We start from the raw sequence: 24,397 nt of genomic DNA, 5'->3' as shown, positions 1-24,397 counted from the left end.
TATCACCACCGGCGGGATCACCAAGCTCCAACGTGGCCGGGTCCGCAGCCGGCCAAGCCGACGGCGCCGACAGCAGCCAGCGATACTCGCCGGACGCGCGCGTCGCATGCTGACCGATCCCCATAAACCGAACATACCTTCGACCACCGACAAGTATTCCGACACAGCAGGCCGCCGATCGAAACAGCCCCTCCCAACACTGATCGGCCTGCCGTTGCCTGACATCCGTGCTTTTCGTGCTCTTTCTTCAGACTCTTTTCGTGGGTTTCCGAGACCCTTGGCACGGATTCTGTTTCTTCGGCCTCTTCTTGGCCGCTTGCATTGGCGCTATTGTGCTCGTGGGGTCCACTGCGGGCGATCGGCGTCGAAGTCGGCGAACTCCACCCAACCGTCGACTCGGGCACCGCACACCGCGCATTCGAACGGTATCGCCATGACTTCTACCGCGCCGAATAGTCCCGTAGGAACCGGGCCAACGCGACTGCCATCGTCTCTATTTCGTCGGGCGCGACACTTTCATTCGGCGCGTGAATGAGACAGGACGGTTCTTCGACGCCGAACAGCATGATCTCGGCGTCCGGGAAGGTCTCGGCGAAGACATTGCACAACGGAATCGAACCGCCTTGGCCGAGCAGTCGGACATCGTCGACGCCGTAAGCATTCTTCAACGATGAGACCAACGTGTCGAAGGCGGCTCCCTCGGTCGCGCCGGAGAACGGTGCGCCGTCGGCTTCCGGCTCGACGGTGACGTGGACCTGCCACGGCGCCGCGGCACTGAGTTGATCGGCCAAGGCCTGTTGCGCGACCTTGATGTCCATACCCGGGGGAACGCGCAGATTGATGCGTGCCGCCGCCGCGGGCACGATCGAGGCCGACGATCCGGCCACCCGGGGACAGTCGATGCCCAGGACCGTCGCCGCCGGACGGGCCCACACCTGATCGCTGACTCGGCCCGAGCCGAGCAGTCCGACGCCGTCGAGCACGGTGGCGTCGGTTCGGAAGGCGTCGGCGGGATAATCCTGGCCGGGCCACGTCGCCGTGGTGTCGAGTCCGGCGATGGTCGTGTTGCCGTCGGCGTCGCGCAGCGTCGCTAGCATGGCGATGAGCGCCGCCAGCGCATCGGGGGCGGCACCGCCGAACATGCCCGAGTGCACCGCCGAGCGCAGTGCCTCGACGCGGACGACGACGTTGGCCATTCCCCGCAGACTGGTGGTCAACGCCGGTACGCCGACGGCGAAGTTCCCGGCGTCGAGGACCAGGATCGCTTCTGCGGCAAGGAGATCCGGGTGGCGTGGCACGAAGTCCTCCAAGCCGCCGGTGCCCTGTTCCTCGGACCCCTCGCCCACGATCCGGACGTTCACACCGAGATCGTCGGCGACGGCGCGCAGGGCGGTGAGAACGACGGCGATGTTCCCTTTGCAGTCGGCGGCGCCACGCCCGTACCAGCGGCCGTCGCGTTCGGTCAGTTTCCACGGCGACGACGCCCACTGGTCCTCGCCGAGCGGCGGCTGAACGTCGTGGTGGAAGTACAGCAGCACCGTCGGCGCGGCGTCGTCGACGATGCGGTGTCCGATCACCGTCTTGCTGCCGTCCGCGGTGACATGCGCGGTGACGTCGGCGAATCCCATCGCGGTGAATGTGTCGACGAGCCAGTCGACGGCTCGATCGCAGTCGGCAGGCGGCGGCTGCTGGGCCGGGTCGTAGACCGACGCGAACGACACCAGGGTGCTCAAATCCGTCTTGGCCTGCGGCATGTGCGACGCCACGCGGGAGCGCAATGCATCGTCGGTGAGCACGTCAGTCATCGTGGTGTCCTTCGATATCGTCGGCGGAACGCACCACACGAGCTGCGGATGCGCCTTTCGAGCAATGCCGCCGGTGGCGCGGCGCACGAACAACACTACTGTCTCCGACCATCGGCCCCGGCCGAACCGCGGGAGACGACACGCACGTATCGCCGTGGCCTTCTTCTGCTGGTTGAGCGAGCACAGCGAGTCGAAACCAACCACTCGCGAATGCCCCGGTTGTGCCATTCGAGTAGTACCGGCTCGTACCGCGGTGCACGATTGACACCACCGCCTCGTCCCCGGTTCCCCGCGAACTGCGACGCGAAGGAGACTCGATGATCCTGCGCACTCAGCGGGCCGTCATCGCTGCGACGTCGGCCGCCGCGATCGTCGGCGTCGGGGCCTGCGAGTCGACCGGCAACCGATCGTCGACCGCGACGACGGTTGATCCATGCGCACTGGTGACCTCTGCCGAAGTCGTCGAGTTCCTCGGCGTGGCAGCCGTCGGCCGACGAGATGGCTTGCGCTGCGAATGGCGCGGCGAGAACACCGCGGAGATGTTGACCCTCACGCTCGGACGAACCGGCAGCACCATGCGTGATCTCACGCTCGGCATACCGGGCGACACGTTGAATCCGCGGTCGGCCGGCGACGGAATGTACTTCGTCCAGTTTCACGCGATTGCGTTCGCGGGCCGTCACCGCACGGGGACGATTCAGATCGAGCGGACAGCTCACACCAATCCGCAGCGCGAGGCCGCCGAGGTGAGGCTGGCTCGCCTCGTCCGACCCCGGCTAGTCGACTGAAACCTGTTGTGTCACTGTTGGTTTCGACTCGGCTTCGGCTCGTGGAGTGTCGCGTCGCAATGGTCGGAAATGCCGCGCGAGTGTTCGACCGGGATGACGGTTGCCACTGCGGAAACCCGACTACACCACCCTCACCCGCCCGCCAGTGACAACGAACCGATGTTCGATTCCATCACAGTTAGACAAATGCACTGCCATCAAATGCATTGTGGTATGGAGGTTTCGACACGCTCGTCGCTAGCGCTCCTCGCGGCTCAACCAGCAGATGGAGTGCCCCGACCGGTCAAACCAGGCTCAACCAGCAGATGGGGCCTACCGTCGGTGAATTCAGGCTCAACCAGCAGGAGGGAGTGCCCCGACCGGTGACACCAGGCTCAACCAGCGAAATTGGTCCCCCGTCGATGGATCCAGGGGCAACCATCAATTGAGCCGCTCCCGACTACGTGTTGAAATACTTCGCTTCGGGATGGTGCAGCACGAACGCGTCGGTCGACTGTTCCGGGTGCAACTGCAATTCCTCGGACAACGTGACACCGATCCGGCCGGCCTCCAGCAGCTCGACCAGCTTGCCCCGGTCTTCCAGTTCCGGGCATGCTCCGTAGCCGAACGAGTAACGCGCACCGCGGTATTCGAGGTCGAAGAAGCCTTGCGGATTGTCCGGGTCCTCGCTCGCCATCGCATGACCGGTGAACTGCAGCTCCGATCGGATGCGCTGATGCCAGTACTCGGCGAGCGCCTCGGTCAGCTGCACGCTGATGCCGTGTACCTCCAGGTAGTCGCGGTAGGAGTTGTCGGCGAACAGCTTGTTGGCGAAGTCGGCGATCGGCTGCCCCATCGTCACCAGCTGCAGTGGCAACACGTCGACGACGCCGCTGGCGATCGCCTGCTCGCGCGAGCGCACGAAGTCGGCGATGCACAGGAACCGACTGCGCTGCTGGCGGGGGAAGTCGAAGCTGAAACGAACGGGCGCATCGGGTTTCGGCTCGGTGAGCAGATGCACGGTGTCGCCGTCGGAGACCACCGGGAAGTAGCCGTACACCACCGCGGCGTGCGCGAGGATACCCTCGGTCGACAGCCGGTCGATCCACTGCCGCAGCCGTGGCCGTCCCTCGGTCTCGACCAACTCGTCGTAGTCCGGGCCGTCGCCGCCGCGGGTGCCGCGTAATCCCCACTGCCCCAAGAACAATGCACGCTCGTCGAGCAGCTGCAGATAATCGGCGACGGGAATCCCGCGGACCACCCGCGAGCCCCAGAACGGCGGCGTCGGCAACTCGTTGTCGGCGGCGACGTCGGATCGCGCGGGCACCACGACGGGCTCCTGTTCGGCCCGACGCTTCTCGGCGATCCGCCGCGACCGCTCATGGCGCGCCTTGCGCTCGGCGGCTTTCTGCTTGGCCGCCAACGCTTCCGGGCTGTCCGGGTCGGGTCCCTCACCGCGTTTGACCGCCATGATGTCATCCATCAGGCGCAGCCCTTCGAAGGCGTCGCGGGCGTAGTGGACATCGCCCGCATAGACGTCGGAGAGGTCGTTCTCGACGTAGGCGCGCGTGAGCGCGGCGCCGCCGAGCAACACCGGGTAGGTATCGGCGAGACCACGGTGGTTGATCTCTTCGAGGTTGTCCTTCATCACGACGGTCGACTTGACCAGCAGGCCGGACATGCCGATCACGTCGACCTTCTTGTCCTCGGCGACTTCCAGAATCGTCGAAATCGGTTGCTTGATACCGATATTCACCACTTCGTAGCCGTTGTTGCTCAGAATGATGTCGACGAGGTTCTTGCCGATGTCGTGGACGTCGCCCTTGACCGTCGCGAGCACGATGCGGCCCTTGCCGTCTTCGCCGGTCGACTCCATGTGTGGTTCGAGGTGTGCCACAGCGGCTTTCATCACTTCGGCGGACTGCAGCACGAAGGGCAGCTGCATCTGCCCGGAGCCGAACAGCTCGCCGACGGTCTTCATCCCCGACAACAGCGTCTCGTTGATGATCTTCAGCGGCGGAACCGTTGTCATCGCCTCGTTGAGATCGTCGTCCAGGCCGTTGCGCTCACCGTCGACGATGCGTCGCTCCAACCGATCGAAGAGCGGCAGTGCGGCCAGCTCGGCGGCGCGGGTTTCGCGCGCCGACGCCGCGGAGACGCCTTCGAACAGCTCCATCAGGCGGGCCAGCGGGTCGTATCCGTCGCGGCGGCGGTCGTAGACGAGGTCGAGGGCGACCTGACGCTGCTCGTCGGGGATGCGCGCCATCGGCAGAATCTTCGACGCATGCACGATCGCGGTATCCAGACCCGCCTGGACGCACTCGTGCAGGAACACTGAGTTGAGCACTTGGCGCGCCGCGGGATTCAGTCCGAACGAGATGTTCGAGATGCCGAGGGTGAAGTGGATCTCGGGATGGGTGGCCTTGAGCCGGCGGATCGCCTCGATGGTCTCGATGCCGTCACGGCGCACCTCCTCCTGTCCGGTGGAGATCGGGAAGGTGAGGGCATCGATGATGATGTCCTCCTCGGCGAGGCCCCAATTGCCGGTGATGTCGGCGATCAGGCGTTCGGCGATGGCCACCTTGTGATCGGCGGTGCGCGCCTGCCCCTGCTCATCGATGGTCAGCGCGACCACCGCGGCACCGTGTTCGACGGCGAGAGTCATGATCCGCGCGAACCGCGACGTCGGGGCGTCGCCGTCCTCGTAGTTCACCGAGTTGACCGCGCATCGGCCGCCCAGCGCTTCCAATCCGGCCTGGATGACCGGCGGCTCGGTGGAGTCGATCATGATCGGCAGCGTCGACGCCGTGGCGAACCGACTCGCCAGTTCGGCCATGTCGAGCGCGCCGTCGCGGCCGACGTAGTCGACGTTGAGGTCGAGCATGTGCGCACCGTCGCGCGTCTGGTCCTTCGCGATGTCCAGGCAACGCTGGTAGTCACCGCCGATCATCGCCTCACGAAAAGCCTTGGAGCCGTTGGAGTTCGTGCGCTCGCCGATGACGAGGAAGCTGGCGTCCTGAGCGAACGGCACCGGGCTGTACAGCGACGACGTCGACGACTCGTGCTCGGGCGTGCGGGTGGCCCGGGTCACCGCGGCGACCGCGGCGGCCACCTGGCGGATGTGCTCGGGCGTCGTGCCGCAGCAGCCGCCGACCATCGACAGCCCGAATTCGCCGACGAATTCGCTCAGCGCGACGGCCAATTCCGGTGCGGTGAGCGGATATTCGGCCCCGTTGGGTCCGAGGACCGGCAGTCCGGCATTCGGCATCACCGACACCGGGATGCGGGCATGGCGAGACAGGTAGCGCAGATGCTCGCTCATCTCCGCCGGTCCGGTCGCACAGTTGAGCCCGATGACGTCGATGCCCAGCGGCTCCAGCGCGGTGAGTGCCGCGCCGATCTCCGAGCCCAACAGCATGGTTCCGGTGGTCTCGACGGTGACATGGACGAAGATCGGGATGGACCGGCCCAGCTCCGCCATCGCGCGCCGCGACCCGACGACGGCGGCCTTGACCTGGAGCAGGTCCTGGCAGGTCTCGATGAGGATGCCGTCGGCGCCGGCGTCGAGCATGCCGGCCGCGCATTCGAAGTATGCGTCGCGGATCACCGCAAAAGTGGTGTGCCCCAAGCTCGGAAGCTTGGTGCCGGGGCCGATCGAGCCGAGTACATAGCGCGGGTCTCCGTGCGGGCCCGGGCCCATCTCGTCGGCGACGCCGCGTGCGATCGCGGTGCCCTTGAAGGCGAGTTCGCGGATGCGATCGGCGATGTCGTAGTCGCCGAGATTCGACAGATTGCAGCCGAAGGTGTTGGTCTCGACGAGGTCGGCGCCCGCCTCGAAATAGGCGCGGTGAATTTCCGCGAGAACGTCGGGGCGAGTTTCGTTGAGGATCTCATTGCAGCCCTCGAGTCCCAGAAAATCGTCCAGGGTGAGATCTGCCGCCTGTAACATCGTGCCCATCGCTCCGTCGCCGATGAGTACCCGGCGCGACATCGCGTCAAGCAGTGTCGTGTCGTAGGCGGCCCCCGGTGGGCCGCCGTGTGCTGATGCGGCGGTGCGTTGGTCAGACATGATCTCCAGAGTAGTTCGCGCCCAAAAGCAGCATGGTCGTAGGCTGGTTCAGTGAGTAACAAGGAGTTCGATATCACCCTGCGCGATCCGATCCTCGTCGCTGCCTTCGAAGGCTGGAACGACGCCGCCGACGCCGCGAGTGCGGCCATCGATCACCTCGCGTTGAGTTGGGGCGCAACCCATCTCACCGATATCGAATCCGAAGACTACTACGATTTCCAGGTCAATCGCCCGACGGTCAAGCTCGTCGACGGGGTGACCCGCCGCATCGATTGGCCGGTGACCTCGTTCTCCTACTGCAGTCCGCCCGGATCCGACCACGACATCGTACTGCTGCGCGGAATCGAGCCGAACATGCGCTGGCGGGCGTTCTGCGACGAGATCGTGGAGATCGCGGCGCAGCTGGGCGTCGTGACGACCGTCGTCGCCGGTGCGCTGCTTGCCGATACGCCGCATACCCGGCCGGTTCCGGTGACCGGCGCGGCCTACAGCACCGAGGCGGCGAAGAAGTACGGGCTCACCGAGAGCCGCTACGAGGGTCCGACCGGCATCTCCGGCGTTCTGCAGGATGCATTCGTGCGGGCCGGGATTCCGGCCATCTCGCTGTGGGCGGCGGTACCGCACTACATGTCGGCGCCGCCCAACCCGAAGGCCACCGCGGCGCTGCTCACCCGCATCGAGGAGATCGTCGACGTCGAGGTGCCGCTGGGCAACCTACCCACCGAGGCCGAGGAGTGGGAAGAGACCGTCAACGAGATGACCGAGGACGACGACGAGGTCCGCGAGTACGTCCGGGGCCTCGAAGAACGCGGTGACGCTGCCGCCAGCGTCGACGAGGCGCTCTCGCAGATCGACGGCGACGCGCTGGCCGCCGACTTCGAGCGGTACCTGAAGCGGCGTCGACCGGATTCGGGAAACTTCGGCCTGTAGGCGACCGGCCCGCGTCGGGCCGCTTGACCACCTCACACTCCATGTTCTACTGTGTCTCCAATCACGAATTGAAACGTTTCAATTCGCGAGACGAGAGGCAGGCGATGACCGAACACACCGAAGCCCGCACCCAGCGCGTGTGCTTCCTGCTGCACCTGCGTCCCGAGCGCGTCGCCGACTACCTCGGTGTGCACGCCCATGTCTGGCCGGAGATGCTCGACGCCCTGCGCGACGCCGGTTGGCACAACTACACCCGGTTCGTCCGGCCCGACGACGGGCTCGTCGTCGGATATCTCGAAACCGACGACTACGCCCGAGCCGTAGCCGCCATCGCGGCGACCGACGTCAACACCCGGTGGCAGAAGCGGATGGCGCAGTACTTCCGGCCCGTCGGCGGCGCCGATTGCGACACCAACCCCGACCATCTCCGCAGCGAACTCGTCGAGTACTTCCATCTCGAGTAGTCCCACCGGCGCAGGCGCCGACCCCACACCTTGACCCCACCTCTGTTCCCCCCTGTACTGGACCACGACACCAAGGACGAACCATGAAAGTCGGAGCCCGCTCCACCACCGGTTGGCGCGCGACCATCTCGGTTGCGATGTCGAACTACATCGAAGCCGGATCGATCATCGCCATCGCCACCAGCCTGACGTTCTGGCAGGACGCCTTCGGCATCAGCAACTTCGCCGTCGGACTGCTGGCGGCGTTGAGCGCCAACGCTTTCGGCGCAGCCATCGGTGCCGCGTTCGGCGGCCCGCTGTGTGACAAGTTCGGCCGCAAGGCGATTTACACCTACGACTTGCTCGTCTACATGGCCGGCGTGCTGCTCGCGGCGTTCGCCGTCAACTTCACGATGTTGCTGGCCGCATTCATCATCACCGGCGTCGCAGTCGGCGCGGGTGTCCCGGCGTCGTGGACCTACATCGCCGAACAGGCTCCGACCACCGAGCGTGCGAAACACGTCGGCACCGCACAACTCGCGTGGTCGATCGGCCCACTGATCGGTTTCGCACTCGCCGCCGCGCTGGCACCGCTGGGTCTCACCGGATCGCGCATCATCTTCGGCCACCTGTTCGTCGTCGCCGCGGTCGTGTGGTGGGTTCGCCAGGGACTGCACGAGTCGCAGATCTGGAAAGAGGAGGGCGCCAACGAGTCGGCCCAGTTGGCCGGCAGCGTCGGCGCGCGGGGCATCCGCGGCCTGTTCTCCCGCAGGGTCAACATCACCGCCCTGCTCTTCCTCGGCGGGATCTACCTGTTCTGGAACACCGTCGCCGGTCAGGCGGGCATCTTCATGCCCCGTGTCTACGACACCGCGGGTCTGCACAGCGCGGTCGGGCAGAACCTGCTCCAGGTCCTCGTCTGGGGCGCCACCGTCGCCGCGACGTATTTCGGATTCATGCGCTACGCGGACCGGGTGTCTCAGCGGCTGCTTTACGTGATCGGTGCGGCGTTGGGCATCATCGGCTGGATCGTCCTGGTGGCATTCACCAGCAGCGGCATCCCGACCATGCTCACCTTCGCCATTCTCTGGGGCGTGTCCTCGGGTATCGGCGCGCAGGCCTTCTACAGCCTCTGGGCCAGTGAACTCTTCGCGACGCCGTACCGAGCAAGCGCGCAGGGCGTGATGTTCTTCGTGGTGCGCACGGCCACCGGCCTGCTCAGCTACTTCTTCCCGACGCTGCTCGCCGCAACCGGCCTGCCGGTCGTCGGATGCCTGCTGGTCGGACTGCTCACCGTCGCGCTGATCATCGGCGCCGTGTGGGCTCCCAAGACGCAGGGAAAGACATTGCAGCAGATCGAGACCGAGCGGTACGGCGCCCGCCCGCAGGCGACTACCGAGCTCCCGATTGCCGCTCCGTCCTCCACACGAACCGTCGCATAAGACACCACGACCAGCGTTGAAACGTTTCACACGACATCAGCTCACGCAGCGACACGCAGCATCCAAGGACTCACCATGATCGACTTCTCCCCCGTCCTCGACACCCTGAAGATCGAACTGCCCTCCTGGGCGTTCGGCAATTCAGGTACCCGCTTCAAGGTCTTCGGCACGCCCGGCACGCCCCGGACCATCCAAGAGAAGATCGCCGACGCCGCGACAGTTCACCGCCTTACCGGCCTCGCCCCGACCGTGGCCCTGCACATCCCGTGGGACACCGTCGACGACTACGCCGCGCTGCGCGGGTACGCCGCCGACCATCAGGTCGCGCTCGGAACGGTCAACTCCAACACCTTCCAGGACGACGACTACAAGTTCGGCAGCCTCACCCACACCGATAAGACGGTGCGGCAGAAGGCGATCGACCATCACCTGCGCTGCATCGAGGTGATGGACCAGACCGGTTCGACGGATCTGAAGATCTGGCTCGCCGACGGCACCAACTACCCCGGCCAGGGCGACATCCGCGGCCGCCAGGACCGCCTCGCCGACTCGCTGGCGACCATCTACCAGCACATCGGCGACGAGCAGCGACTGGTCCTGGAGTACAAGTTCTTCGAGCCGGCCACCTACATGACCGACGTCCCCGACTGGGGCACCTCCTACGCCCAGGTCAGCGCCCTCGGTGAGCGCGCGATGGTCTGTCTCGACACCGGACATCACGCGCCGGGCACCAATATCGAGTTCATCGTCGCGCAGCTGCTGCGGCTCGGCAAACTCGGCTCCTTCGACTTCAACTCCCGCTTCTACGCCGACGACGACCTCATCGTCGGCGCGGCCGACCCGTTCCAACTGTTCCGGATCGTGTTCGAGGTCATCCGCGGCGGCGGCCTCGACGCCGATTCGCCGGTCGCGCTGATGCTCGATCAGTGCCACAACGTCGAAGCGAAGATCCCCGGCCAGATCCGGTCGGTTCTCAACGTCGCGGAGATGACCGCCCGGGCCTCGCTCGTCGACGTCGACGCACTCACCGCCGCCCAGGAAGCCGGAGACGTGTTGGGCGCCAACGCGATATTCATGGACGCCTTCTACACCGACGTGCGCCCGGCGCTCGCCGCCTACCGCGAAGAACGCGGCCTGCCAGCCGATCCGATGGCCGCCTTCGCCGCGTCCGGTTACACCGAGACGATCGTCGCGCAGCGCGTCGGGGGAACCCAATCTTCCTGGGGCGCTTGAGCTTTCCCTCGTCATCCAGATCTTCACCACCACCACCGACTCCACCGGAGAAATACATGACCACCCATGACACCGTCGCGGCGCTCATCGCCCGCTCCAATCACCTCGGCCGCGACCCGAAGAACACCAACTACGCGGGCGGCAACACCTCCGCGAAGGGATCAGACACCGACCCGGTCACCGGAGAATCGGTAGACCTGTTGTGGGTCAAGGGATCCGGCGGTGATCTCGGCACCCTCACCGAGTCCGGCCTGGCCGTCCTGCGCCTCGATCGAGTGCGCGCGCTCGTCGACGTATACCCCGGCGTCGACCGCGAGGACGAGATGGTCGCCGCCTTCGACTACTGTCTGCACGGCAAGGGCGGAGCCGCACCGTCGATCGACACCGCCATGCACGGACTCGTCGACGCCGCCCACGTCGATCACCTGCATCCCGACTCGGGTATCGCGATCGCGACCGCCGCCGACGGGGAGGAACTGACCCGCACCATTTTCGGCGATCGCGTCGTGTGGGTTCCGTGGCGTCGACCCGGATTCCAGCTCGGACTCGACATCGCCGCGATCAAAGCCGCGAATCCGCAGGCCATCGGCTGCATCCTCGGTGGCCACGGCATCACCGCGTGGGGCGACTCGTCCCATGAGGCGCAGGCCAATTCCCTCGAAATCATTCAGAGCGCCGAGAAGTACCTCGCGGCCAACTCCCGACCGCAGCCGTTCGGCGCGCCGCTCGACGGGTATGCACCGCTGCCCGACGACGACCGCCGGGCACGTGCCGCCGCACTGGCGCCATTCCTGCGCGGCCTGGCGTCGACCGACAAGGCGCAGGTCGGCCACTACACCGACGACCCGCGCGTCCTGGAGTTCCTCGCGGCCGCCGAGCACCCGCGCCTGGCCGCACTCGGTACCAGCTGCCCCGACCACTTCTTGCGCACCAAGGTCTCCCCGTTGGTGCTCGACCTTCCGGCGACCGCCACCGTCGACGAGTGCAAGTCGCGGCTGAGCCAACTCCACGAGTCCTACCGCGCGGACTACCAGGCGTACTACGACCGCCACGCCACCCCCGACAGTCCCGCGATCCGCGGGGCCGACCCGGCGATCGTGCTGATTCCGGGCGTCGGAATGTTCAGCTACGGCAAGGACAAGCAGACCGCGCGGGTCGCCGGCGAGTTCTACCTCAACGCGATCAACGTGATGCGCGGTGCCGAGGGGGTGTCCCGGTACGCGCCGATCGGCGAATCGGAGAAGTTCCGCATCGAGTATTGGGCATTGGAAGAGGCCAAACTCGCCCGCATGCCCGAGCCGAAGCCACTGGCCACCCGAATCGCGCTGGTCACCGGCGCGGCGTCGGGCATCGGTAAGGCGATCGCCGCCCGCCTGGCGGCCGAAGGCGCCTGCGTCGTCATCGCCGACCTCGACGCCGCCAAGGCGCAGGCCGCCGCCGCGGAGATCGGCGACTGCGACGTCGCCGTCGGCATCGCCGCCGACGTCACCGACGAATCCGCGGTGCGCGCCGCGGTCGACGCGACGGTGCTCGCTTTCGGCGGCATCGACATCGTCGTCAACAACGCCGGTCTGTCACTGTCGAAGTCACTGCTCGACACCACCGCCGACGACTGGGATCTGCAGCACAACGTGATGGCTCGCGGTTCGTTCCTGGTGTCGCAGGCCGCTGCTCGCGCGCTGATCGATCAGCGCCTCGGCGGCGACATCCTCTACATCTCGTCGAAGAACTCCGTCTTCGCCGGACCGAACAACATCGCCTACTCGGCGACGAAAGCCGATCAAGCACATCAGGTTCGGCTGCTCGCCGCAGAACTCGGCGAGCACGGCGTGAAGGTCAACGGCATCAACCCCGACGGGGTGGTCCGCGGGTCGGGCATCTTCGCGGGCGGCTGGGGTGCGCAGCGCGCCGCGGTGTACGGCGTCGACGAGCAGGATCTCGGCAAGTTCTATGCGCAGCGCACCCTGCTCAAGCGCGAGGTGCTGCCGGAGAACATCGCCAACGCCGCGTTCGCGCTATGCAGTTCGGACTTCTCGCACACCACCGGGCTGCACGTACCGGTCGACGCCGGCGTCGCCGCCGCCTTCCTGCGATGACTCCCGCGAGCTCATCGGCTCGGGTGTCCATCGGTGGCGGGCAGGTCGCGGCCATCGACCTCGGCGCGACCAGCGGGCGGGTCATGGTCGCCGACGTCGGCCCGGGGCGACTCGAACTGACTCAGGTGGCGCGGTTCACCAACGAACCGGTGGCGCTGTGGAACGGTCACCGCCCCGCCCTGCACTGGGACCTGCCCGGGCTGTTCGCCGCGGCCGGCGCCGGTCTCGCCGAGGCCGCTCGACGCTGTGACCGACTCGTCGGAGTGGGCGTCGACTCCTGGGCCGTCGACTACGGGCTGCTCCGCGGCGGACGACTACTCGGCCTGCCGCACCACTATCGCGATTCCCGCGCAATCGACGCCGTCGCGACCGTGCACAGCCGAGTAGACCGTCGGGAACTGTTCTCCCGCAATGGATTACAGCATCTTCCGTTCACCACACTGTTCCAGCTCGACGCCGAGCGCACCGACGGGCTACTCGACGTCGCCGACGCCGCCCTGCTGATCCCCGATCTGATCAACTACTGGCTGACCGGCGTCGCGGTCACCGAGCGGACCAACGCCTCGACCACCGGACTGCTGCGGACCGACGGTCGGTGGGACACCGAACTGATGACCCGGCTGGGGCTGCCCACCGGCCTGTTCCCCGGCGTCGTCGACGCCGGGACCACCCTGGGGCCGCTGTTACCCGGTGTCGCAACGAGTTTCGGCATCGACGCCGCGCCCGCGGTCACCACCGTCGGGTCGCACGACACGGCGTCGGCGATCGCCGCCGTTCCGATGGATCCCGGGTCGTCGGCCTATGTCTCCTGCGGTACCTGGGGTCTGGTCGGCGTCGAACTGGACGGTCCCCGGCTCTCCGACGCCGCAGCCGCGGCGAACTTCACCAATGAGGCCGGCGTCGACGGCACCGTGCGCTTCCTGCACAACGTCATGGGATTGTGGCTGCTCAGCGAGACGATCCGGCAGTTCGAACGCGACGGCTATCGCGCCGACCTCGCCGAACTGCTCGCGCAGGCGACCGACGTCGTGCCGACGTTCGATGTGTTCAACACCGACGATCCCGCCTTCCTCGCGCCCGGCGACATGCCCGGCCGCATCCGCGGCTGGTATGCCGAACGGGGTCTCGCGGGACCGCTGACCCGTCCGGAGATCGTCCGCGCGATCGTCGAGAGTCTGGCCGTCGCCTTCGCCGCGACCGTCCACGACGCCTCCCGACTCTCCGGCACGCCGGTGCGCCGGATCCATCTCGTCGGCGGCGGCAGCCAGAACCGGCTGCTGTGCCAACTGACGGCCGATCGCAGCGGTCTGCCGGTCCACGCCGGCCCCGCCGAGGCCACCGCGCTGGGCAATGTCGCCGTCGCCGCCCGGGCACATGGGTTGATCCATGGCGACCTGTCGGCGATCCGCGCTATGGTCGCGAACACATTCGGACCGCAGATCTACCTACCAACGACCACGCGCCGCGCATCGCCGTCGATGTCGGCAGGAAGGGTTTCCCGATGAAACGCCGCGTACCGAGAGTTCACGACCTCGCTCCCCTCATGCAGTTCCGCAGGCCCGAATTCAATGCGCGGACACGGCGACTCAACGCCGCGCTGACGATCGAGGATCTCCGCGCGATCGCCAAGCGGCGCACCCCCAAGGCCGCCTTCGACTACACCGACGGTTCCGCCGAGCTGGAACTGTCGCTCGAACGCGCCCGACAGGCGTTCCGCGACATCGAATTTCACCCGGCGATCCTGCGCGACGTCGCCAAGGTCGACACCAGTTGCACCATCCTGGGCGGTCGGTCTGAACTCCCCTTCGGCATCGCCCCGACCGGCTTCACCCGGATGATGCAGACCGAGGGCGAATACGCGGGCGCGCAGGTCGCCGCGCGCTCGGTCATCCCGTTCTCCCTGTCGACCATGGGCACGGCGTCGATCGAGGACGTCAAGGCGGCAAACCCGGACGGCCGCAACTGGTTTCAGTTGTACATGTGGAAGGACCGGGACCGGTCGATGGCGCTCGTCGAGCGAGCCGCCGCGGCCGGTTTCGACACGCTGCTGGTCACCGTCGACGTCCCCGTCGCCGGTGCTCGGCTGCGCGACAAGCGCAACGGGATGTCGATCCCGCCGGCGCTGACCGCCAAGACGGTGCTCAACGCCATTCCGCGCCCCGCGTGGTGGATCGACTTCCTGACCACCGAACCGCTCGCCTTCGCCTCACTCGACCGATGGTCGGGTACCGTCGCCGAACTGCTCGACACCATGTTCGATCCGACGGTCACCTTCGACGACCTCGCGTGGATCAAGTCGCAGTGGCCGGGCAAGCTGGTCGTCAAAGGGATCCAGACCCTCGACGACGCCAAGGCGGTCGTCGACGTCGGCGCCGACGGTCTCGTGCTGTCCAATCACGGTGGGCGCCAACTGGATCGGGCCCCGATACCCTTTCACCTGTTGCCCTCGGTCGCGGCCGAACTGGGCGAACAGGCCGAGATCATCACCGACACCGGCATCATGTCCGGTGCCGACATCGTCGCGTCGATCGCCCTCGGGGCACGCTTCACGCTCATCGGCCGCGCCTATCTGTACGGCCTGATGGCCGGGGGCGAACAGGGTGTCGAACGTGCGGTGACCATTCTGCGCGAGCAGATCGAACGCACGATGCGACTGCTCGGCGTCGCATCGCTCGACGAACTCAATCCCTCGCACGTCACCCAGTTGACCCGATTGGTGCCGCGCCCACGCGCCTGAGCCGCGCCGTCGAGTGCATCTGCTGAGATGGGTGCATGGGTGTGAGCATGCGTGAAGTGGCCGCGGCGGCCGGAGTGTCGGTCGGCACGGTGTCTAACGTACTGAACTCCCCCGGCAAGGTCGCCGAGTCGACGGTCGCCCGGGTACAGGCGGCGATCGACGAGCTGGGTTTCGTGCGCAACGACGCCGCACGACAATTGCGCGCCGGACGCTCCCGCAGCGTCGGACTCGTGGTCCTCGACGTCGGCAACCCGTTCTTCACCGACATCGCCCGGGCCGCCGAGCGTCGGGCCGCCGAGCATGACCTGACCGTGCTGCTCGGCACCTCCGACGACGACCCCGCCCGCGAGCGCAGCTACGTCGACGCGTTCGACGAACAGCGGGTCTTCGGGTTGCTCGTCTCACCAGTCGGCGACGACCTCGACCGACTCGCGGTCATCCGCGACCGCGGCACCCCCGTCGTGCTCGTCGACCGTGACGGCAGCGGGACCGGATTCGACTCGGTGGCCGTCGACGACGTCGCCGGCGGTCGGCTCGCCGTCGACCATCTGTTGAGTGCCGGTCGACGCCGGATCGCCTTCGTCGGCGGACCGGCGTCGTTGCGGCAGGTCCACGACCGCCTGCTCGGCGCGCGGGCCGCGGTCGACGACGTCACCGATGCCTCGCTGGAGATCATCGAGACGCCCGCGCTGTCGGTGCTGGCCGGGCGCGCCGTCGGGGAACGGGTGCAGCGACGAGACCCCGCGGACCGCCCCGACGCGGTGTTCTGCGCCAACGATCTGCTCGCGATGGGGATGCTGCAGGCTCTGACGATGCTCGGTGATGTCCGTGTTCCCGACGACGTCGCACTCGTCGGCTACGACGACATCGACTTCGCGGCCTCTGCCGTCGTGGCGCTGACGTCGGTGCGGCAGCCGACCGCCCGGATCGGGTCGACAGCGGTGGATCTGCTGCTCGCGGCGGTCGACGCCGGATCGCGCCGCCCCCCGGAGAACATCATGTTCCAGCCGACGCTGGTGGTGCGGGCGAGTACCGGCTGACGGCGGCTCGGGCGGTCCCCACTTCGCTCCTCCCACCTCGCTCCCCGAGTGCCGAAGCGAGGAACGAGCTTCGGTGTAACGAGGGGCTGGCGAGACGAAGAACCCAACGCACCCCGAACCCCCTCCGCACGTACAGCCTGCGACAACAGTCCCTCCGACCGAGCGCCCACCCCGCCCACCTAACAGAAAACTCACGGTCAACACCGGGAGTTCGGTGTCGACCGTGAGTCAGCAGTCCGACTGCCGAGGTCTAGTGCCCCGCCACCAGCACGCCGACCAGGGCGATACCCGATACCCACACGGTCGCCAGCGTCGCCAGGATGACCGGCTTCATCCCGACCGTGCGCAGCGCGGCGATCCGGATGCCCAGGCCGAGTGCGAACATCGCCGCGGTCAGCAACGCGGTCTGCGCGATTTTGCCGACCACGATCACCTCGTGCGGCAGGATCGACGTCGAGCGCAGCAGCATCATCGCGATGAATCCGACGACGAACAGCGGAATCAGCGGCGGGCGGGTGACCTGCGCGTCCGACTGCGTCGCGGCGATGTGCCTGCGTTGGCGGATGCTGAGGACAGCCATGACCGGCGCAAGCATCATCACTCGGGCGAGCTTGACGATCACCGCGACACCGAGCGCCGTGGTGCCGATCGCGCCACCGGCCGCGACGACCTGCGCGACCTCGTGAATCGAGCCGCCGGCCCACAAGCCCGCCATCGATTCGGACAGACCCAATGCGTGCGCGGCCAGGGGGATCGCCGGAATCATCAGCGTCCCGAAGATGACCACGAGTGCAACGGAGGTCGCGACTTCCTCGTCATCGGCGTCGATCACGCCGTCGGTCGCCGCGACCGCGGCGGCGCCGCAGATGGAGAATCCACACGCAATGAGCACACGTTGGGTGAATCCGATGCCCATCAGCTTTCCGACGAACATGGTTCCGGCGATACCGAGCCCGACGATCGCCACCACGACGACGATCATCCCCCAGCCCAGCCCGATGACGTCGCCCAGGACCAATTGCAGGCCGAGCAGCGCGACGCCCAGCCGCAGCAGCTTCTTGGCCGAGAACGCGATTCCCGGCTGCAGCCGCTGCGGGACGGACCAGACGTTCGCGGCGACCGCGCCGAGCAGGATCGCGATCAACAGCGGGCTGACCGTCGGGAGCAGCTGATTGACCGCCATCGCCGCGGCGGTCGCCGCTGCGCACAGCAGCAGGCCGGGAGCGACTCGGCCGGCGGCGCGCTTCGCGGAGATCGGGGTGGAGAGCATGTCGGTCATGTATCAACCATCGCCGGGACACAGCTTGCGCAGAAGACGTGTTCTGGATATGTCGCCATATCAAAAGTGCATGTCCGGTCCATGCAATCGGGATATATGGTCTGGATATGACTCTGCGCTCGCTCGACCTCGCCGCGCTGGAACTGCTGGTCGCCGTCGATGATCACGGCAGCCTGAGCGCTGCGGCGCGGACCCTGTCGATGGCGCAGCCCAACGCGAGCCGCGCGCTGGGCAGACTGGAACGCCAGCTCGGCGTGACGTTGCTGCAACGCACTACCGCCGGGTCCAAGCTGACCGCGCAAGGCACCATGATCGTGCACTGGGCGCGGCAGATCGTCGGCGACGCCGAGAGTCTGTTGCGGGTGGCCGACGGCCTGCAGTCCAGCCGCGCCGCCGAACTGACCGTCGGGGCCTCTTTGACGGTGGCCGAACATCTGATGCCGCGCTGGCTCGGCGAGTTCCGCACACTCCACCCCGACGTCACGATTCACCTGCAGGTGCAGAATTCCACGGCCGTGGTGACGAGAGTCGAGTCGCAGGACTACGACGTCGGGTTCATCGAGTCGCCGTCGGTGCCCAAGACTCTGCACAACATCACCGTCGCCCGCGACCGGCTGGTCGTCGTCGTACCGCCGCAGCATCCGTGGACGCGCCGACGACGTCCCGTCGACGCTGCGGAACTCGCCGCGACTCCCCTGTTGGTCCGTGAGCCCGGATCGGGTACGAGGACCACGCTCGACGTCGCGCTCGCCGCCTACGACCGGGCCGATCCCCTCCTCGAACTCGGCAGCAGCGCCGCGATCCGCACCGCCGTCGAATCCGGCATGGGTCCGGCCGTTCTCAGCACCCTCGCCGTCGCCGACCACGTGGACGCCGGCTCACTTCGCGTCGTCGACATCGAAGGGCTGGACCTGCGCCGATCATTGCGAGCCGTGTGGCGCCCGCCCAAGCAGGTCGCCGGGCCGGCCGGCGACCTCATCCGCATCGCGCGCCGCGACTCGGCGGCGCGCGACGGGTGATGGCAGGAGGCGATGACCGCAGTAAGAGTCAGACCCGCAGCGTCGTGCCCGTAGCGGCCACTACGTCGTCGACGCTGACGCCGGGCGCGAGTTCGCGTAACGCAAGTACACCGTCGCCGACGACGTCGATGACCGCGAGGTCGGTGATGATGCGATCGACCACACCTTTGCCGGTCAGTGGCAGCGAGCACTCGTCGACGATCTTCGGCGCTCCGGACCGGTCGGTGTGTTCCATCAGCACGATCACCCGCGACGCGCCGTGTACCAGGTCCATCGCCCCGCCCATGCCTTTGACCATCTTGCCGGGGACCATCCAGTTCGCGAGGTCGCCGGACCGCGAGACCTGCATGCCGCCCAGCACCGCGGTGGCGATGTGACCGCCGCGGATCATGCCGAACGACAACGCCGAGTCGAAGAAGGCCGCACCCGGGTTGACCGTGACGGTCTCCTTGCCCGCGTTGATCAGGTCGGGGTCGACGTCGGAGTCGATCGGATAGTCGCCGGTGCCCAGGATGCCGTTCTCCGAATGGAGGATGACCCGCACGCCGGGTGGCAGATGCGCCGGAATGAGCGTGGGCAGTCCGATGCCGAGGTTGACGTACGCGCCGTCGACCATCTCCGCGGCGGCGCGAGCGGCCATCTGATCACGGGTCCAGCCCCGCTTGGTGAGTGTCTCGGTCATGCCGATGCTCCTTCGGTTCGGACGGTGCGCTTTTCGATCTTCTTGGTCTGCGGTCCGGTGTGGACGATCCGCTGGACGAACACGCCGGGCAGATGCACCTCGGCGGGGTCGATCTCCCCCGGCTCGACGAGCTCTTCCACCTGGGCGATGGTGATCGCGCCTGCCATCGCGGCCAGTGGGTTGAAGTTCATCGCGGTCTTGTTGAAGACCAGGTTGCCCTCGGTGTCGCCTTTCACTGCGTGAACGAGCGCGTAGTCGGCGGTGATGCCCGTTTCCAGCACATACGTCGCGCCCCCGAATTCCCGTGTCTCCTTGGCGGGCGAGGCCACCCGCACCGAGCCGTCGGCGTCGTAGCGCCACGGCATGCCACCGTCGGCGACCGGTGTGCCGACGCCGGCCGGCGTGAAGAAGGCGGGAATGCCGCAACCGCCCGCGCGCAGCCGTTCGGCGAGCGTGCCCTGCGGCGTCAGTTCGACCTCCAGCTCACCGGACAGATACTGTCGAGCGAACTCCTTGTTCTCACCGACATACGACGCCGTGACTCGGCTGATCTTCCTGAGCTGCAACAGAATTCCCAGGCCGACGTCGTCGATGCCACAGTTGTTGGAGAACACCGACAGTCCGCTGACGGCCGACGCTGCGAGAGCCTCGATCAGCCGATCGGGTATTCCGCAGAGACCGAAACCGCCGACCGCGATCGATGCGCCGGACGGGACGTCGCCGACGGCGTCGGCCGCGCTGGTGAACACTTTCATTGCCGCTCCCTCATCAAATGTGATCTGCCGACGACTCTGCGGTCCATCGCGGCACCGGTGCAATCAACTGCCACGACGTCGGGCCGTTCTGTTCGCACGGTGGCCGCGACCTTCCATCGGCGTTCGTCAGATGAACGCGTCGGCCGGCGGTAGGATCGGCCGATGACCGACGACAAAGGCATCCGGGTCATCAGCCGAGCGGGCTCGCTGCTGCGTGCCCTCGGCGCGGCGACGACGTCGGGCTCGACGACCACCGAACTCGCGGCCGAGGCGTCGATCAGTCGTCCCACCGCCCACCGGTTGCTCACCGCACTGGCCGGCGAGGGCCTCGTCGACCGCGACGACGCCACCGGCCGCTGGATGCTGGGCCCCGAGTTGTACCTGCTGGGATCGAGCGCGGCCAATCGCTACGACATCGCCGATCGGGCCCGCGACATCGTCGACGGTCTGGCCCGCGATACCGGAGAGAGCGCCTTCCTCTCGGCGATGCGCGGCGATGAGACGGTGTGCGTCCTCAGTCAGGAGGGCAGCTTTCCGCTGCGCTCGCACGTGCTCTACGAGGGCATCCGCTTTCCGCTGGGTGTCGCCTCTGCCGGGTTGGCGATCCTGTCGCATCTCCCGGACCGCGAGATCGACGACTACCTGGCTCGAACCGATCTCGTCGACCGGTGGGGTGAAAGCCACTCCCAAGCGCAGATTCGACGCCGGATCGCCTCGACGCGACGCAGCGGATACGCGGTCAATCCCGGACTGCTGGTCGAAGGCAGCTGGGGCATGGCCGCGGCGGTATTCGATCGTCGCGGCCGCCCCGGCTGGGCCCTGAGTCTCACCGGTGTGCAGACGCGCTTTCGGGCGGACCGCCGCCGCGACCTCGGGACTCGACTGATGCAGAAGGCGCACGAGTTGGGCCGCCGGCTGCATGATCGGCATTGACCTGAGCGCGCTCGCGGTCCCGGGTTGCGTGCGCTATCCGAGGCTGAACGGCTTGCCGTACAGAGTGACGACCTGGTCCGTCGTGGGGTTGAGCACCGAGACGTTCGCGAATGATCGGGCTTGGGCGTAGCCGGCACAGCCGTTGACGCCGATGGTGGTGTTGACGTAGTTGAGTTTCGCGTGGTCGGTGTTCCTGTACATCACGTAGAACTTGTGTTGGTCGGCGCCGAAGGGGTCCGTGCGTTCGAAGTCGGTGAGGTAGTAGGTTGCGGCTTGTCCCGGCCCGAGCGACAGGCTGCCGCCTGCCGTACCCGAGCCTGTCACAGCGCCCGTCGCGAGGGTGTCGGCACCCGATCCGGTGCCTGTAGTCGTCAGGCTGCCGACGGAGACTTGGCATCCGACGATGTAACCGGCTTGCAGGAGAACGGTGGGCGACTTCTTGCTCAGCCTTATCGAGTAGTGGCCGGATACGACAACGCTGCGGTGCAGTGGAGTGGCGGCCATCGGTCCGGCGATGGTGGCTCGTTCGTTGCTGCGTTCGATGGTGACCGAGGTACCGTCGGCGATCTGCTGAGATTTCGTCTGTGCGGGTAGCCGCACGGTGTTCGCGCTCGCTGCGGGTGTGGCGATGCTCAGGGCGGCGACTGCAGCGGTGGCCGTCACCGTCGGCACGCCGATGCGAGTGATGAAACTTCTGGTCATGCGCGGAACTCCTTGAAAAGCAATGGAATTGAGATGCTCGGGGGGCTGTCAGATGCGTCGGCTCAGCCGAGGGAGAACGGTTGGCCGAGCAGGGTGATCTTCTGGTGGTTGTCGCCCGTGGTTTCCACGACGGTGTAGGAGCGCGCTTGTGCATAACCGCCGCACCCGTGAACTTGGACGGAATAGTCGGTATAGGCGATGTGATACGTGCCGGGCTTGGTGAGGTTCTTGTAGTCGATGACCGCGTAGGTGACCGCGCCGGGCGTCAACGGAACGCTGAGCGAGCCGGAGAGGCCGACAGTCGTCGACGAGAGTGATCCGCTCCCGCCGAGGGTGAGGTTGCCGATGGCTACTTGGCAGCCGATGATGTAGCCCGTTGTGAAGGTGGCGGCGGCATTGTTGAAGGAGCTTCCGTTGGTGCCCGGTGCGGTTGCCTCACCGACGGGGCCGTTGCTGATTCCGGGGTCGGAGGTGCCGATGTGCGGGGCGGTCAGCTTGACCGATGCGGTCACCCAGGCATTTCGTCCAGCGCCGTTGGCGGCCAGCGACGGTGAGATGCGCGCCGACTCATTGGTGCGTACCAGTTTCAACCCTTCATCACCCGATACCGATCTGTTGGGGAGTCGGACCATGGTGTCCGCTGAAGCCGCGCCTGCTCCGGCGGCCAGTCCGACTACGGCAATGAGCGCCGGCAGCGCTGCGCCGAATGCTCGTGATTGTTGGGTGGTCATGAACGTTCCTTCATTGTCAGGCGAGTTGAACTCGTAGTGCGAAACGGTGCGTATTCGTTGCGGCAACATCCGCGTGCGGGAAGGTTTGCGGTCACGCTTCGGAGGGAAGCTTCGAGGTGCTTCGGTGCATCTCGAACTCACCTGCGGCGTGGCGACTGCGGAGGTCCTTCTTGTCGATCTTGCCGACGCTGGTTCTCGGTAGTGCCGTGGTGGTGATCCAGTTCTCGGGTACCCAGAAGCGCGCGACGCGGCCCACCAGCCAGACGCGCAGTTCCTCTACATCGACGTCCCGTCCGTCCTCGAAGACGACTATGGCGCAAGGGCGTTCGTCCCAGCGGGCGTCGGGCACACCGATCACGGTGACGTCCCGGATGGAGGGATGTGCGACGAGCACGTTCTCCAGGTCCACCGAGGAGATCCACTCCCCGCCGGACTTGATGATGTCTTTGGCGCGGTCGGTGAGCCGGACGAAGCCCTGATCGTCGATGGTGCCGACGTCTCCGGTGCGCAACCAGCCGTCGTGGAACTTGTCGGAGCCCTCGTCGCCGAGGTAACCGCCGGCGATCCACGGGCCGCGAAGTTCGAGTTCGCCCACCGAGCGCCCGTCGTCGGGCAGGGGGTCGCCGGAGTCCGGGTCGACCACGCGGATACGCACGCCTGCTAGCACGCGCCCTTGCGAGAGGCGTTGGGATGCGGCGGTCGTGGCGTCGACACCTCGCGAGTCGCGGCCCACGGTGACCAGCGGCGACGTCTCGGTCATGCCCCAGCCTTGGACGATGCGCACGCCGACTTCGTCGAACCCGTCGAACAAGGCTGTCGTCGCCGCGGCGCCGCCGATCACCACCCGCTGCAACGAGGAGAGATTGTGGTGAGGTTCGGCACGCAGTATCCGCAGTACATCGTTCCACACGGTGGGGACACCGTTGGCGAACGTGATACCGAAGGTTTGGATCGCGTCGATGATCGCGGCCGGGGAGAGGAACTCGTCGAGTAGGACGATGTCGGCGCCCGACCAGAATCCTGTGTACGGGTAGCACCACGCGGTTGCGTGAAACATCGGCACGAGGACCAGCATCCGATCCCGGTTTCCGATGCCGAGCGTGTCGATCGTACTGGTGCCCAGGCACTGCAACACGATGGAGCGGTGGCTGTAGGCGACGCCTTTGGGGTTGCCGGTGGTGCCGGTGGTGAAGCAGATGCTGGCCGCGTTTCGCTCGTCACCGATCGTCCAGACCCGCTGTGGTGACGCGGCGTCGACCAGCGTGTGATAGTCGAGCACGGTGATGTCGGCGTCGGCGAACACGGTGGCTTCGACACTCCCGTTGACGATGATGGTGTGCACGCTCGTCAGCAGCGGCAGCACCTTGACGAACAGTTCAGCGAGCGACGCATCGACGATCATGACGCGGTCGTCGGCAGCGTTGATGGTGTAAGCCACCTGTTCAGGAGTGAGTCGCATGTTCGCGGTGTGCAGTACCGCCCCCATCGCCGGCACGGCGAGATAGGCCTCCAGATGTTCCTGGTTGTTCCACATGAACGTGCCGACGCGTTGGTCGCCGTCGATTCCGAGACTCTGCAGTGCGTTCGCCAGCCGCGCGGCATTCTCGGCGACCGCGGCGAAACTTGCTGTCCGCCAGCCATCTGCGGTCTTGGTGATCACTTCGCGTTGGGCGTTCCAACGCTGGCCGTGCTCAAGCACGTCGGTTATCGACAGCTGATCGTTCATCATGGTGC

19 protein-coding genes are annotated in these 24,397 nt (G+C 66.7%); 11 read left to right on the top strand and 8 right to left on the bottom strand.

The annotated features are described in order from the left end of the window. Positions 1-440: 440 nt before the first annotated feature. Complete coding sequence (locus HH308_RS02465) at positions 441-1,805, bottom strand: dipeptidase (protein ID WP_170192534.1); 1,365 nt, start codon at positions 1,803-1,805, stop codon at positions 441-443. 317 nt (positions 1,806-2,122) lie between these two features. Between HH308_RS02465 and HH308_RS02460 the strand changes: the two genes are divergently transcribed. Then, positions 2,123-2,593, top strand: coding sequence for a hypothetical protein (locus HH308_RS02460; RefSeq protein ID WP_170192533.1), 471 nt, complete (start codon positions 2,123-2,125; stop codon positions 2,591-2,593). A gap of 439 nt (positions 2,594-3,032) precedes the next feature. On the opposite strand, the gene metH is transcribed toward HH308_RS02460, so the two are convergent. Continuing rightward, the gene (metH, locus tag HH308_RS02455; protein ID WP_170192532.1) at positions 3,033-6,641 is read right to left on the bottom strand and encodes a methionine synthase; all 3,609 of its coding nucleotides are present in this window, start codon (positions 6,639-6,641) and stop codon (positions 3,033-3,035) included. Between the two features lie 51 nt (positions 6,642-6,692). On the opposite strand from metH, the gene HH308_RS02450 reads away from it, so the two are divergent. The 8 genes from HH308_RS02450 (at position 6,693) to HH308_RS02415 (ending at position 16,562) form a co-directional block, all read left to right on the top strand. Next, positions 6,693-7,571 (top strand): PAC2 family protein, encoded by an 879-nt coding sequence (locus HH308_RS02450; protein ID WP_170192531.1) that lies wholly within the window; start codon positions 6,693-6,695, stop codon positions 7,569-7,571. Between the two features lie 104 nt (positions 7,572-7,675). Continuing rightward, positions 7,676-8,035, top strand: a complete 360-nt coding sequence (locus tag HH308_RS02445) for an L-rhamnose mutarotase (protein ID WP_170192530.1) — start codon at positions 7,676-7,678, stop codon at positions 8,033-8,035. A gap of 83 nt (positions 8,036-8,118) precedes the next feature. Next, positions 8,119-9,456 carry an MFS transporter gene (locus HH308_RS02440; protein WP_170192529.1) on the top strand — a complete coding sequence of 446 codons (1,338 nt, stop codon included), beginning with the start codon at positions 8,119-8,121 and terminating at the stop codon, positions 9,454-9,456. Positions 9,457-9,531: 75 nt separating this feature from the next. Then, positions 9,532-10,689: an L-rhamnose isomerase gene (gene rhaI, locus HH308_RS02435; protein WP_170192528.1), complete on the top strand. Its 1,158-nt coding sequence runs from the start codon at positions 9,532-9,534 to the stop codon at positions 10,687-10,689. Between the two features lie 56 nt (positions 10,690-10,745). Next, a complete protein-coding gene (locus tag HH308_RS02430) occupies positions 10,746-12,785 on the top strand; it encodes a bifunctional aldolase/short-chain dehydrogenase (protein ID WP_170192527.1) in 2,040 nt (679 codons plus the stop codon). Then, on the top strand, positions 12,782-14,290 hold the full coding sequence (locus HH308_RS02425) for a rhamnulokinase (RefSeq protein WP_170192526.1): 1,509 nt from the start codon (positions 12,782-12,784) through the stop codon (positions 14,288-14,290). Before HH308_RS02430 ends, HH308_RS02425 begins: the two co-directional genes overlap by 4 nt. Then, on the top strand, positions 14,287-15,522 hold the full coding sequence (locus tag HH308_RS02420) for an alpha-hydroxy acid oxidase (protein ID WP_170192525.1): 1,236 nt from the start codon (positions 14,287-14,289) through the stop codon (positions 15,520-15,522). The genes HH308_RS02425 and HH308_RS02420 overlap by 4 nt, the downstream gene beginning before the upstream one ends. 35 nt (positions 15,523-15,557) lie before the next feature. Further along, positions 15,558-16,562: a LacI family DNA-binding transcriptional regulator gene (locus HH308_RS02415; RefSeq protein WP_170192524.1), complete on the top strand. Its 1,005-nt coding sequence runs from the start codon at positions 15,558-15,560 to the stop codon at positions 16,560-16,562. A gap of 250 nt (positions 16,563-16,812) precedes the next feature. On the opposite strand, the gene HH308_RS02410 is transcribed toward HH308_RS02415, so the two are convergent. Beyond that, positions 16,813-17,841: a YeiH family protein gene (locus tag HH308_RS02410; protein ID WP_170192523.1), complete on the bottom strand. Its 1,029-nt coding sequence runs from the start codon at positions 17,839-17,841 to the stop codon at positions 16,813-16,815. A gap of 107 nt (positions 17,842-17,948) precedes the next feature. Between HH308_RS02410 and HH308_RS02405 the strand changes: the two genes are divergently transcribed. Beyond that, complete coding sequence (locus HH308_RS02405) at positions 17,949-18,860, top strand: LysR family transcriptional regulator (protein ID WP_170192522.1); 912 nt, start codon at positions 17,949-17,951, stop codon at positions 18,858-18,860. A 28-nt stretch (positions 18,861-18,888) separates the two neighbouring features. Here HH308_RS02405 and HH308_RS02400 read toward each other — a convergent pair whose 3' ends face one another. Both HH308_RS02400 and HH308_RS02395 read right to left on the bottom strand, forming a co-directional pair. Then, complete coding sequence (locus HH308_RS02400) at positions 18,889-19,542, bottom strand: 3-oxoacid CoA-transferase subunit B (protein WP_170192521.1); 654 nt, start codon at positions 19,540-19,542, stop codon at positions 18,889-18,891. Further along, entirely contained in the window at positions 19,539-20,297 is a 759-nt protein-coding gene (locus HH308_RS02395) for a CoA transferase subunit A (protein ID WP_211188030.1), read from the bottom strand. The genes HH308_RS02400 and HH308_RS02395 overlap by 4 nt, the downstream gene beginning before the upstream one ends. 162 nt (positions 20,298-20,459) lie before the next feature. Between HH308_RS02395 and HH308_RS02390 the strand changes: the two genes are divergently transcribed. After that, a complete protein-coding gene (locus HH308_RS02390; RefSeq protein WP_170192520.1) occupies positions 20,460-21,230 on the top strand; it encodes an IclR family transcriptional regulator in 771 nt (256 codons plus the stop codon). Between the two features lie 33 nt (positions 21,231-21,263). Here the strand turns inward: HH308_RS02390 and HH308_RS02385 are convergent, their stop codons facing one another. The 3 genes from HH308_RS02385 to HH308_RS02375 form a co-directional block, all read right to left on the bottom strand. Further along, entirely contained in the window at positions 21,264-21,932 is a 669-nt protein-coding gene (locus HH308_RS02385; protein WP_170192519.1) for an MspA family porin, read from the bottom strand. Between the two features lie 62 nt (positions 21,933-21,994). Then, positions 21,995-22,663 (bottom strand): MspA family porin, encoded by a 669-nt coding sequence (locus tag HH308_RS02380; protein ID WP_170192518.1) that lies wholly within the window; start codon positions 22,661-22,663, stop codon positions 21,995-21,997. A 91-nt stretch (positions 22,664-22,754) separates the two neighbouring features. Beyond that, positions 22,755-24,392 (bottom strand): long-chain-fatty-acid--CoA ligase, encoded by a 1,638-nt coding sequence (locus HH308_RS02375; protein WP_211188108.1) that lies wholly within the window; start codon positions 24,390-24,392, stop codon positions 22,755-22,757. Between the last annotated feature and the right edge of the window lie 5 nt (positions 24,393-24,397).

The sequence above is a fragment of the Gordonia asplenii genome, from assembly GCF_012933505.1.
GTDB classification, from domain to species: Bacteria; Actinomycetota; Actinomycetes; order Mycobacteriales; family Mycobacteriaceae; genus Gordonia; species Gordonia asplenii.
The sequence above is the reverse complement of the archived record's forward strand: the minus strand, read 5'-3'. Positions and strand labels throughout refer to the sequence as shown.

Coding starts and splice junctions, on each gene's coding strand:
- HH308_RS02465 (WP_170192534.1), bottom strand. CDS start 1,805: ATGACTGACGTGCTCACCGACGATGCATTGCGCTCCCGCGTGGCGTCG.
- HH308_RS02460 (WP_170192533.1), top strand. CDS start 2,123: ATGATCCTGCGCACTCAGCGGGCCGTCATCGCTGCGACGTCGGCCGCC.
- metH (WP_170192532.1), bottom strand. CDS start 6,641: ATGTCTGACCAACGCACCGCCGCATCAGCACACGGCGGCCCACCGGGG.
- HH308_RS02445 (WP_170192530.1), top strand. CDS start 7,676: ATGACCGAACACACCGAAGCCCGCACCCAGCGCGTGTGCTTCCTGCTG.
- HH308_RS02440 (WP_170192529.1), top strand. CDS start 8,119: ATGAAAGTCGGAGCCCGCTCCACCACCGGTTGGCGCGCGACCATCTCG.
- rhaI (WP_170192528.1), top strand. CDS start 9,532: ATGATCGACTTCTCCCCCGTCCTCGACACCCTGAAGATCGAACTGCCC.
- HH308_RS02430 (WP_170192527.1), top strand. CDS start 10,746: ATGACCACCCATGACACCGTCGCGGCGCTCATCGCCCGCTCCAATCAC.
- HH308_RS02425 (WP_170192526.1), top strand. CDS start 12,782: ATGACTCCCGCGAGCTCATCGGCTCGGGTGTCCATCGGTGGCGGGCAG.
- HH308_RS02420 (WP_170192525.1), top strand. CDS start 14,287: ATGAAACGCCGCGTACCGAGAGTTCACGACCTCGCTCCCCTCATGCAG.
- HH308_RS02415 (WP_170192524.1), top strand. CDS start 15,558: ATGGGTGTGAGCATGCGTGAAGTGGCCGCGGCGGCCGGAGTGTCGGTC.
- HH308_RS02410 (WP_170192523.1), bottom strand. CDS start 17,841: ATGACCGACATGCTCTCCACCCCGATCTCCGCGAAGCGCGCCGCCGGC.
- HH308_RS02405 (WP_170192522.1), top strand. CDS start 17,949: ATGACTCTGCGCTCGCTCGACCTCGCCGCGCTGGAACTGCTGGTCGCC.
- HH308_RS02400 (WP_170192521.1), bottom strand. CDS start 19,542: ATGACCGAGACACTCACCAAGCGGGGCTGGACCCGTGATCAGATGGCC.
- HH308_RS02395 (WP_211188030.1), bottom strand. CDS start 20,297: ATGAAAGTGTTCACCAGCGCGGCCGACGCCGTCGGCGACGTCCCGTCC.
- HH308_RS02390 (WP_170192520.1), top strand. CDS start 20,460: ATGACCGACGACAAAGGCATCCGGGTCATCAGCCGAGCGGGCTCGCTG.
- HH308_RS02385 (WP_170192519.1), bottom strand. CDS start 21,932: ATGACCAGAAGTTTCATCACTCGCATCGGCGTGCCGACGGTGACGGCC.
- HH308_RS02380 (WP_170192518.1), bottom strand. CDS start 22,663: ATGACCACCCAACAATCACGAGCATTCGGCGCAGCGCTGCCGGCGCTC.
- HH308_RS02375 (WP_211188108.1), bottom strand. CDS start 24,392: ATGATGAACGATCAGCTGTCGATAACCGACGTGCTTGAGCACGGCCAG.